At 56.6% G+C, this 10,340-nt stretch carries 9 protein-coding genes and 1 tRNA gene; all 10 read left to right on the forward strand.

Features of this window, described 5'->3' with window-relative positions:
• Nucleotides 1-227: 227 nt before the first annotated feature.
• The 10 genes from mltB (at nt 228) to ABLV07_RS24285 (ending at nt 10,282) form a co-directional block, all read left to right on the forward strand.
• Nucleotides 228-1,307: a lytic murein transglycosylase B gene (gene mltB / locus ABLV07_RS24240; protein ID WP_020078114.1), complete on the forward strand. Its 1,080-nt coding sequence runs from the start codon at nt 228-230 to the stop codon at nt 1,305-1,307.
• A gap of 305 nt (nt 1,308-1,612) precedes the next feature.
• A complete protein-coding gene (locus tag ABLV07_RS24245) occupies nt 1,613-2,323 on the forward strand; it encodes an ATP-binding cassette domain-containing protein (RefSeq protein WP_071609847.1) in 711 nt (236 codons plus the stop codon).
• Entirely contained in the window at nt 2,320-3,183 is an 864-nt protein-coding gene (locus ABLV07_RS24250) for a metal ABC transporter permease (protein WP_015370052.1), read from the forward strand. The genes ABLV07_RS24245 and ABLV07_RS24250 overlap by 4 nt, the downstream gene beginning before the upstream one ends.
• Nucleotides 3,184-3,190: 7 nt before the next feature.
• The gene (locus ABLV07_RS24255; protein ID WP_100279509.1) at nt 3,191-4,069 is read left to right on the forward strand and encodes a metal ABC transporter substrate-binding protein; all 879 of its coding nucleotides are present in this window, start codon (nt 3,191-3,193) and stop codon (nt 4,067-4,069) included.
• 138 nt (nt 4,070-4,207) lie between these two features.
• Nucleotides 4,208-4,705, forward strand: coding sequence for a nicotinamide-nucleotide amidase (gene pncC, locus ABLV07_RS24260; RefSeq protein ID WP_116326742.1), 498 nt, complete (start codon nt 4,208-4,210; stop codon nt 4,703-4,705).
• Nucleotides 4,706-4,794: 89 nt separating this feature from the next.
• Nucleotides 4,795-5,853, forward strand: a complete 1,059-nt coding sequence (gene recA / locus ABLV07_RS24265) for a recombinase RecA (RefSeq protein WP_015370055.1) — start codon at nt 4,795-4,797, stop codon at nt 5,851-5,853.
• 70 nt (nt 5,854-5,923) lie between these two features.
• Nucleotides 5,924-6,424, forward strand: a complete 501-nt coding sequence (recX, locus tag ABLV07_RS24270) for a recombination regulator RecX (RefSeq protein WP_015370056.1) — start codon at nt 5,924-5,926, stop codon at nt 6,422-6,424.
• A 251-nt stretch (nt 6,425-6,675) separates the two neighbouring features.
• The gene (alaS, locus tag ABLV07_RS24275; protein ID WP_015703239.1) at nt 6,676-9,303 is read left to right on the forward strand and encodes an alanine--tRNA ligase; all 2,628 of its coding nucleotides are present in this window, start codon (nt 6,676-6,678) and stop codon (nt 9,301-9,303) included.
• Between the two features lie 363 nt (nt 9,304-9,666).
• Entirely contained in the window at nt 9,667-9,852 is a 186-nt protein-coding gene (csrA, locus tag ABLV07_RS24280) for a carbon storage regulator CsrA (protein WP_000906486.1), read from the forward strand.
• Between the two features lie 337 nt (nt 9,853-10,189).
• Nucleotides 10,190-10,282, forward strand: a tRNA-Ser gene (locus ABLV07_RS24285).
• Nucleotides 10,283-10,340 lie beyond the last annotated feature (58 nt).

The raw sequence follows: 10,340 nt of genomic DNA on the forward strand, positions 1-10,340 counted from the left end.
TAATCACTTTGAAAGGTTTAAAAGTGTTAAATTGATCGCAAAATGAAAGATAAATATTTTATTTTGAAAGTTTGTGCGCGATGAGTGAAAAAATTAACGTGCGGATCGAATGCGGAGAACGTGCAAAAAAAGAACTATTTTGTCTGCAAATGTATTGCCGCTTCCTTGTTGGCGGGCGCATGCTTTACCATAATTACCCTTTGCCGATTTTGTTAAATGGAATTCCCATGTTGAAGCGTCGCTATCTGGCTTTACTCCCTTTATGTGCACTTCTGGCTGCCTGTAGCAGCAAACCTAAGACCCCCGCGGAAGCGGAGATGGCGAGCGGCACCGGCGGCTTTTTGCTGGAACCGCAGCATAACGTGATGCAGATGGGCGGCGATTTCGCCAATAACCCAGCGGCGGCGCAGTTCATCGATAAGATGGTGGCGAAGCACGGCTTCGATAGACAGCAGCTCCAGGAGATCCTGTCGCAGGCTAAGCGCCTGGACTACGTGCTGCGACTGATGGATCGCCAGGCGCCGAGCGGGCTGCCGCCGACCGGGCCAAACGGCGCCTGGTTACGCTATAAGAAACAGTTTATTACGCCGGATAACGTGCAGAACGGCGTGGTGTTCTGGAACCAGTATCAGGACGCGCTGAACCGCGCGTATCAGGTCTACGGCGTACCGCCGGAAATCATCGTCGGCATTATCGGCGTGGAAACCCGTTGGGGCCGGGTGATGGGCAAAACCCGCATCCTCGATGCGCTGGCGACGCTGTCGTTTAACTATCCGCGCCGCGCTGAATACTTCTCCTCTGAGCTGGAAACCTTCCTGCTGATGGCGCGCAGCGAAAGCGATGACCCGCTGGATCTGAAAGGCTCCTTTGCCGGCGCGATGGGCTACGGCCAGTTTATGCCGTCGTCGTATAAGCAATACGCGGTGGACTTCAACGGCGACGGTCATATCAACCTGTGGGATCCGGTTGATGCCATCGGTAGCGTGGCGAACTACTTTAAACAGCACGGTTGGGTGAGCGGCGATACCGTCGCGGTGCAGGCGCTGGGCCAGGCGCCGGGTCTGGATAACGGCTTTAAAACCAAATACAGCGTTTCACAGCTGTCGGCGGCGGGATTAACCCCAACGCAGCCGCTTGGCAACCATCAGCAGGCCAGTCTGCTGCGGCTGGATATCGGCACCGGGTACCAGTACTGGTATGGTCTGCCGAACTTCTACACTATCACCCGATATAACCACAGCACCCACTACGCGATGGCTGTCTGGCAGCTGGGGCTGGCGGTTTCGCAGGCCCGCGGCGGGTATTGATCCTTTCATCCAGCCGACAGATTTCGAGTTCCCCGGATGGCGGCGCGTAGCGCCTTATCCGGGCTACGGTCTGGTATCCGGTTGGTAGCCCCGGGACGCCGCGCTTATCCATCCGTTTTTTCCCTTCTGCATGCCTTTTGTTGACCTTTGTTACATTTCCTCTTGCTGACGCAGATTTACATTCTTTTCTGAATCCCATATTGTTATGTTATAACATTTTATTGGGGCGGGAATATGTTCACATCGGTTTTTATGGCATCCGGCGCGGCGCGCGTGGCAATCGCCTGCGGACTGCTGGCGGCGCTATGGCTGGCCACATGGTGGGCGGTGGCGCTGCCATGATTGAGTTGGATCATATGGTTGCCGGGTATGAAGGCATGGCAATCACTCCGGCGATGAGCGGCGTGATTGCGGCGGGAAGCCTGACGGCGATTGTCGGGCTTAATGGCTGCGGTAAATCGACGCTGCTGAAAACGCTGGCTGGATTTATTCCGCCGGTTAGCGGCCGGCTGAACTGGCGCAAAGGGCGGCCCGTGGTTGGCTGGCTGGCGCAGCGCCATGCCCTGGAATCACAGTTTCCGCTGCTGGTGCGCGATGTCGTGAGTCAGGGGGCCTGGCCGCGGGTCTCGCTGCTGCGCGGCTTGGGCGGCGACGAGCGTCGGCGCATCGCCGCGGCGCTCGAGCGGGTGGGGATCAGCGCGCTGGCTAATACGCCAATTGAAGAGCTCTCGGGCGGCCAGTTCCAGCGCATGCTCTTTGCCAGGGTGATGGTGCAACAGGCGCCGCTGGTGATGTTGGACGAGCCGTTTACCGGCGTCGATGAGGCCACCAGCCGCGAGTTGATGGCGCTTATCGTCGATATGCACCGCCAGGGGCAAACGATACTGGCGGTGCTGCACGATAACCAGTGCGTGGCCGATTTCTTTCCCGAGACGCTGCTGCTTGAACCCCAGCACGCGCGCTGGGGCGAGACGTCAAGCGTGCTTCCCGCCTTCAACACCGCGAGGCAGGCATGATCTGGCATACCTTTTTTCAACCTTTTATTGAATTTGGCTTTATGCGCCGGGCGCTGGTGGTGTGCTTCGCGCTGTCGCTGAGCACCACCATGTTAGGCGTGCTATTGCTGCTGCGACGGATGAGCCTGATGGGCGATGCGCTGTCGCACGCCATTCTGCCGGGAGTGGCGGCGGGTTATCTCCTTAACGGCATGTCGCTGCTGGCGATGAGCGTTGGCGGATTTATCGCCGGGATCGCGGTGGCGCTGGTGGCGGGGTGGGTCAGCCGGCGAACGCCGCTGAAAGAGGACGCCAGTTTTGCCGGGTTTTACCTCGGCTCGCTGGCCCTTGGCGTCACGCTGGTCTCGCTGCGCGGCTCCAGCGTCGATCTGCTGCACCTGCTGTTCGGTTCGATTCTGGCGGTGGATAGCGACGCGGCGTTCTTTGTCACCGGCGTGGCGAGCCTGACGCTACTGTGCATTGCGCTGTTTTATCGCGGGCTGGTTAGCGAGGCGTTCGATAGCGCCTGGCTACAGGTCAACGCGCGGCGGCTACCGGCGCTGCTGCACGGCCTGTTTCTCGCGCTATTGGTACTGAACCTGGTGGCGGGGTTTCAGGTGCTCGGCACGTTAATGGCGGTAGGGCTGATGATGTTGCCCGCGGTAGCGGCGCGCTGCTGGGCACGAACGCTGCCGGGCATTTTGTTGCTGGCGGCGGCGATCGGCGCGTTTTGCGCCTGGATGGGATTGAGCCTTTCGTGGGCAGTGAATTTACCCGCCGGGCCCGCCATCGTGCTGACCGCCAGCGTACTGTTTTTTATTTCAGTGTTTTTTGGCACGCGCAGCCGGCTGGTTGTTGGCTGGCGCAAATTAATGGGGTAAGGAAATGATGAAACGAAGTGCAGTGGTGATGGCGTTAGCCGTGGGGCTGATGGCGCAGGGGGCGATAGCAAAAACGCTGAACGTGGTAAGCAGCTTTTCGGTGCTGGGCGATATGGTGCAGCAGGTCGGCGGCGAGCATGTTCATGTCGATACGCTGGTAGGGCCGGATGGCGATCCGCACACCTTTGAACCTTCACCGAAGGATAGCGCGCTGCTCAGCAAAGCCGACGTGGTGGTGGTCAACGGGCTTGGTCTGGAAGGGTGGCTGGATCGGCTGGTGAAAGCGTCCGGTTTTAAGGGCGAATTAGTGGTGGCGTCAAAAGGGGTTAAGACGCATACCCTTGATGAAGACGGTAAAACGGTGACCGATCCGCACGCCTGGAATAGCGCCGCTAATGGCGCGTTGTACGCGCAGAATATCCTTGATGGCCTGGTGAAAGCCGACCCGCAGGATAAAGCGGCGCTCCAGAGCCGCGGTAAGCGTTATATCGAGCAGCTGACGGCAATTGACGGCTGGGCGAAGGCGCAGTTTAGCGCCATCCCGCAGGTGAAGCGTAAAGTGCTGACCAGCCATGATGCTTTCGGCTATTTTGGCCGCGCTTACAACGTGACGTTCCTTGCGCCGCAGGGACTCTCATCCGAGAGCGAAGCTAGCGCGGCGCAGGTGGCGGCGTTGATTAAGCAAATCAAAGCCGATGGCGTGCATACCTGGTTTATGGAGAACCAGCTGGACCCGCGTCTGGTGCAGCAAATCGCTGGCGCGACGGGGGCGCAACCGGGCGGCGAACTCTATCCGGAAGCGCTGTCTAAGCCGGGCGGCGTGGCCGATAGCTACGTTAAAATGCTGCGCCATAACGTCGAGCTCATCGTCAATAGTATGAAGTAACGGGTTGTCTGGTCGTCCTGGTTGCAGCGGGACGGCCCATTTTTGGATCCCCCCTCGTAAAATCACCAGCTCGTCCCCATATCTCTGCCGAAAGTGCTATCTTTGATGGCCTCTTTATCTGGCTTAAGCGGGGCGAAAATGACCGATTCAGAATTAATGCAGCTAAGCGAACAGGTTGGGCTGGCGCTGAAAGCGCAGGGCGCGACGGTGACCACCGCGGAGTCCTGCACCGGCGGCTGGATAGCCAAAGCGCTGACCGATATTGCCGGTAGCTCAGCGTGGTTTGAGCGCGGTTTCGTGACCTATAGCAACGAAGCCAAATCGCAGATGATTGGCGTGAGCGAAGTGACGTTACTGGATAACGGCGCGGTGAGCGAACCGGTGGTTGTCGAGATGGCAATTGGCGCGCTACGCGCGGCGCGCGCCACCTATGCGGTATCGGTCAGCGGTATCGCCGGCCCGGACGGCGGCAGCGCGGAGAAGCCCGTCGGCACCGTGTGGTTCGGTGTCGCCTGTGCGAACGGGCAGGGCGTGACCCGCCGCGAATGCTTTGCCGGAGACCGCGAAGCGGTGCGTTGTCAGGCGACGGCCTATGCGTTAAATCTGCTCTGGCAACAATTTCTACAAAATACTTGATACTGTATGACCATACAGTATAATTGCCTCAACTGAACAAATATTAACGGCGAAGCGAACGCGCTTCACCTCGCATGACAGGAGTAACAATGGCGATCGACGAAAACAAACAGAAAGCGTTGGCGGCAGCACTGGGCCAGATCGAAAAGCAATTCGGTAAAGGCTCCATCATGCGCCTGGGTGAAGACCGTTCCATGGACGTGGAAACCATCTCCACCGGTTCGCTTTCTCTGGATATCGCGCTCGGCGCAGGCGGTCTGCCAATGGGCCGTATCGTTGAGATCTACGGGCCGGAATCATCGGGTAAAACTACCCTGACGCTGCAAGTTATCGCCGCAGCGCAGCGTGAAGGCAAAACCTGTGCGTTCATCGATGCCGAACACGCGCTGGATCCGGTATATGCCCGCAAGCTGGGCGTTGATATCGACAACCTGCTGTGCTCCCAGCCGGATACCGGCGAGCAGGCGCTGGAAATCTGTGACGCGCTGGCGCGTTCCGGCGCGGTAGACGTTATCGTCGTCGACTCCGTGGCGGCGCTGACGCCGAAGGCGGAAATCGAAGGCGAAATCGGCGACTCTCACATGGGCCTCGCGGCGCGTATGATGAGCCAGGCGATGCGTAAACTGGCTGGTAACCTGAAGCAGTCCAACACGCTGCTGATCTTCATCAACCAGATCCGTATGAAAATCGGCGTGATGTTCGGTAACCCGGAAACCACCACCGGTGGTAACGCGCTGAAGTTCTACGCTTCCGTGCGTCTGGACATTCGCCGCATCGGCGCGGTGAAAGAGGGCGACAACGTTGTCGGCAGCGAAACCCGCGTGAAAGTGGTGAAAAACAAAATCGCCGCGCCGTTCAAACAGGCTGAATTCCAGATCCTCTACGGTGAAGGCATCAACTTCTTCGGCGAGCTGGTTGACCTCGGCGTGAAAGAGAAGCTGATTGAAAAAGCGGGCGCCTGGTATAGCTACAACGGCGACAAAATCGGTCAGGGTAAAGCGAACGCAATCTCCTGGCTGAAAGATAACCCGGCGGCGGCGAAAGAAATTGAGAAGAAAGTTCGCGAACTGCTGCTCAACAACCAGGACTCCACGCCGGACTTCGCGGTTGACGGCAACGACGCAGAAGAAACCGAACAAGATTTCTGATATCGTCTAAAAGAGTGACAAAGGGCTGCTGATGCGGCCCTTTTGCTTTTCTTAGATTATCGAGGTGCCTGTGACTGAGACTTCACCACGCCGCTCCGGCTATGCGCGTCTGTTGGATCGCGCAATTCGTATTCTGGCGATGCGCGATCATAGCGAACAGGAGCTGCGGCGTAAGCTGGCGGCGCCGGTAATGAGTAAAAACGGCCCTGAAAAGCTGGACATTACGCCGGAAGAGCTCGAACAGGTTGTCGGCTGGTGCCTGGAAAACCGCTATCTTGATGACCAGCGTTTTGTTCGCCAGTTTATTGCCAGCCGGAGCCGCAAGGGCTATGGGCCGGCACGTATCCGCCAGGAGTTGAATCAAAAGGGCATTGGCCGCAGCGACATCGAAAGCGCGATGCGCGAGTGTGAAATCGACTGGGCGGCGCTGGCGAAAGAGCAGGCGCAGCGTAAATACGGCGAACCGTTACCTTCCGCTTTTACTGAAAAAGTTAAAATCCAGCGATTTTTGCTGTACCGCGGCTATCTGATGGAAGATATCCAGGAAATCTGGCGAAATTTTGCAGATTGACCCATCGGGGATTTTACTTCCCTCTAAAGAAAACTTATCTTATTCCCACTTTATTCCGTCGGGCCGCTGCTTGTGATTGCATAATCAGCGTCCAGGGCGATTATTCCTTATACACAAAATCATTCAAGCTGCATCACGGCGGCAAGAGAGAACAGCTTCTGGGGCGTACGTGAGTTCACTACCGGGAGAGGACGTTCCGCCAGGTCAGAGGCGACTTGAAGGATGAAGTGTAGCTTGATTTCAGGATAATTATGAGCAAGAGCACCGCTGAGATCCGTCAGGCGTTTCTCGACTTTTTCCATAGTAAGGGACATCAGGTAGTTGCCAGCAGCTCCCTGGTGCCGCACAACGATCCGACCCTGCTGTTTACCAACGCCGGGATGAACCAGTTCAAGGATGTCTTCCTTGGTCTCGACAAACGTAATTATTCGCGCGCGACCACCGCGCAGCGTTGCGTGCGTGCGGGCGGTAAACACAACGATCTGGAAAACGTCGGTTACACCGCGCGTCACCACACCTTTTTCGAAATGCTGGGCAACTTCAGCTTCGGCGATTACTTCAAGCAGGATGCCATCAAATACGCATGGGAACTGCTGACCGGTGAGAACTGGTTCGCCCTGCCGAAAGAAAAACTGTGGGTTACCGTTTACGAGACCGATGACGAAGCTTTCGACATCTGGGCCAATGAAGTGGGCGTTCCGCGCGAGCGTATTATCCGCATCGGCGACAACAAAGGCGCGCCGTTTGCTTCTGATAACTTCTGGCAGATGGGCGATACCGGTCCGTGCGGCCCATGCACCGAAATCTTCTTTGACCATGGCGACCACATCTGGGGCGGCCCTCCGGGAAGCCCGGAAGAAGATGGTGACCGTTACATTGAGATCTGGAACATCGTCTTCATGCAGTTCAACCGTCAGGCTGACGGTACCATGGAGCCGCTGCCGAAGCCTTCCGTTGATACCGGTATGGGGCTGGAGCGTATTGCCGCTGTACTGCAGCACGTTAATTCCAACTATGACATCGACCTGTTCCGCAACCTGATTGCGAGCGTGGCGAAAGTCACCGGCGCGACCGATCTGACTAATAAGTCGCTGCGCGTTATTGCCGATCACATTCGTTCCTGCGCATTCCTGATTGCTGATGGCGTGATCCCGTCGAATGAAAACCGCGGCTACGTGCTGCGTCGAATCATTCGCCGCGCGATTCGCCACGGCAACATGCTGGGCGCGAAGGACACCTTCTTCTGGAAACTGGTTGCTCCGCTTATCGACGTGATGGGCGCTGCCGGTGAAGAGCTGAAACAGCAGCAGGCTCTGGTTGAGCAGGTGCTGAAAACCGAAGAAGAGCAGTTTGCGCGCACACTGGAGCGTGGACTGGCGCTGCTGGATGAGGAACTGTCGAAGCTTAAAGGCGACACGCTGGACGGCGAAACCGCCTTCCGTCTGTATGACACCTATGGTTTCCCGGTTGACCTGACTGCGGATGTCTGCCGCGAGCGCAACATCAAGGTTGACGAAGCAGGCTTTGAAGCCGCGATGGAAGAGCAGCGCCGCCGCGCACGTGAGTCCAGCGGTTTCGGCGCTGACTATAACGCGATGATTCGCGTTGACGGCGCATCGGAATTTAAAGGCTACGATCATCTGGAGCTGAACGGCAAAGTTACTGCGCTGTTCATCGACGGCAAAGCGGTTGATAGCGTCAGCGCGGGTCAGGATGCGGTTGTAGTCCTTGACCAGACGCCGTTCTATGCGGAATCCGGCGGTCAGGTAGGCGATAAAGGCGAACTGAAAGGCGCTGGCTTCTCCTTCGCGGTCAGCGATACGCAGAAGTACGGCCAGGCTATTGGTCATATCGGTAAAGTCGCCAGCGGTTCCCTGAAAGTGGGTGACGCGGTGCAGGCCGATGTCGATCAGGCTCGCCGTCAGCGTATCCGTCTCAACCACTCCGCGACGCACCTGATGCACGCGGCGCTGCGCCAGGTCCTCGGTACCCACGTGGCGCAGAAAGGCTCACTGGTTAACGATAAAGCGCTGCGTTTTGACTTCTCGCATTTTGAAGCGATGAAGCCGGAAGAGATTCGTGCGGTAGAAGATCTGGTCAACGCGCAGATCCGTCGTAACCTGGCTATCGAAACCAATATCATGGATATCGATGCCGCCCGTGAATCCGGCGCTATGGCGCTGTTTGGCGAGAAATACGACGATCGCGTTCGCGTACTGCGGATGGGCGATTTCTCCACCGAGCTGTGCGGCGGTACTCACGCGGCGCGTACCGGTGATATCGGCCTGTTCCGTATTACCTCTGAATCTGGTACCGCCGCAGGCGTGCGCCGTATTGAAGCGGTGACCGGCGAAGGGGCGATTGCCAGCCTGCATGCGCAGAGCGATCAGCTCAGCGATATCGCGCAGCTGCTGAAGGGCGATAGCCACAGCATCGGCGATAAAGTTCGCGCGGCGCTTGAGCGTACCCGTCAGTTGGAAAAAGAGCTGCAGCAGCTGAAAGAGCAGGCTGCAGCGCAGGAGAGCGCTAATCTCTCCAGTAAAGCCGAAGAAATTAACGGCGTTAAGCTGCTGGTCAGCGAGCTGGCCGGCGTTGAGCCGAAAATGCTGCGTACCATGGTTGATGATCTGAAAAACCAGCTCGGTTCGACGGTCGTTGTATTAGCTACGGTAGCGGATGGTAAGGTTTCTCTGATTGCAGGTGTGTCTAAGGATGTGACAGACCGCGTGAAAGCAGGGGAGCTGGTTGGTATGGTCGCCCAGCAGGTGGGCGGTAAAGGGGGCGGTCGTCCGGATATGGCGCAAGCCGGCGGTACCGATGCGTCTGCTCTCCCTGCTGCGTTAGCCAGTGTGAAAGGCTGGGTCAGCGCAAAACTGTAATAACTATAAACGCATTTACCCTAAATAATTCGAGTTGCAGGAAGGCGGCGACGCAGCGAATCCCCAGGAGCTTACTCAAGTAAGTGACTGGGGTGAGCGAGGAAAGCCAACACACATGCAACTTGAAGTATGACGGGTATAGGTGCCGTAACCAGAGGGTTACGGCACCTTGCGTCATAAGTACTGATAACGATAAAGTCGGGTTGAAGTTGTGTAGATCGGCTAAACTTAGGTTTAACAGAATGTGATGCCGTGACTGCTTACACCGCGAGGTGTTTGTCATCGCTTACTTTTTGGCGTTATATGATGGATAATGCCGGGATGCGAGAGACCCGACTCTTTTAATCTTTCAAGGAGCAAAGAATGCTGATTCTGACTCGTCGAGTTGGTGAGACCCTCATGATTGGAGATGAGGTCACTGTGACAGTTTTAGGGGTTAAGGGTAACCAGGTACGTATTGGTGTCAACGCCCCTAAAGAAGTCTCTGTACATCGTGAAGAAATCTACCAGCGTATCCAGGCTGAAAAATCCCAGCAGTCCAGTTACTAAGCTTTCCGCGCCTCGCTTTATTGTGAGGCGCATCCCTCCGGCGGTCGTTTTTCTCTTTTCTTCTCCTGTTTCTTCTCTCGCGACAACCTCTCTTTTGTTTTTATTCGCCGTACGTCATTTTTCGTTGTCGCTTTTGAATGGCCGTAAAGGGCTATTTCCTGTTGATAAAATACTCTTTTTGCCGTTTTTGCAGGCTAATTGCGCGTGAAGTGTGCAAACGGAAAAAGCTCTCGAAAAATTGTTTGACTTATAAGTCTCAGAAAGTAATATGTGCGCCATCGCAGCGACGAAGAGCAGAAACAAGTTCTTCGAAGCACTCGCAAGAGGCGTGTTGTGTGGTGAGGTGGCCGAGAGGCTGAAGGCGCTCCCCTGCTAAGGGAGTATGCGGTCAAAAGCTGCATCCGGGGTTCGAATCCCCGCCTCACCGCCATTTTGCATCCGTAGCTCAGCTGGATAGAGTACTCGGCTACGAACCGAGCGGTCGGAGG

This window comes from Klebsiella sp. CN_Kp097, from assembly GCF_040064495.1.
GTDB classification, from domain to species: Bacteria; Pseudomonadota; Gammaproteobacteria; order Enterobacterales; family Enterobacteriaceae; genus Klebsiella; species Klebsiella aerogenes.

What these genes read in the sequence shown, in the direction of transcription:
- mltB (WP_020078114.1), top strand. Translation starts at nt 228, where the DNA reads ATGTTGAAGCGTCGCTATCTGGCTTTACTCCCTTTATGTGCACTTCTG.
- ABLV07_RS24245 (WP_071609847.1), top strand. Translation starts at nt 1,613, where the DNA reads ATGGCTGGCCACATGGTGGGCGGTGGCGCTGCCATGATTGAGTTGGAT.
- ABLV07_RS24250 (WP_015370052.1), top strand. Translation starts at nt 2,320, where the DNA reads ATGATCTGGCATACCTTTTTTCAACCTTTTATTGAATTTGGCTTTATG.
- ABLV07_RS24255 (WP_100279509.1), top strand. Translation starts at nt 3,191, where the DNA reads ATGAAACGAAGTGCAGTGGTGATGGCGTTAGCCGTGGGGCTGATGGCG.
- pncC (WP_116326742.1), top strand. Translation starts at nt 4,208, where the DNA reads ATGACCGATTCAGAATTAATGCAGCTAAGCGAACAGGTTGGGCTGGCG.
- recA (WP_015370055.1), top strand. Translation starts at nt 4,795, where the DNA reads ATGGCGATCGACGAAAACAAACAGAAAGCGTTGGCGGCAGCACTGGGC.
- alaS (WP_015703239.1), top strand. Translation starts at nt 6,676, where the DNA reads ATGAGCAAGAGCACCGCTGAGATCCGTCAGGCGTTTCTCGACTTTTTC.
- csrA (WP_000906486.1), top strand. Translation starts at nt 9,667, where the DNA reads ATGCTGATTCTGACTCGTCGAGTTGGTGAGACCCTCATGATTGGAGAT.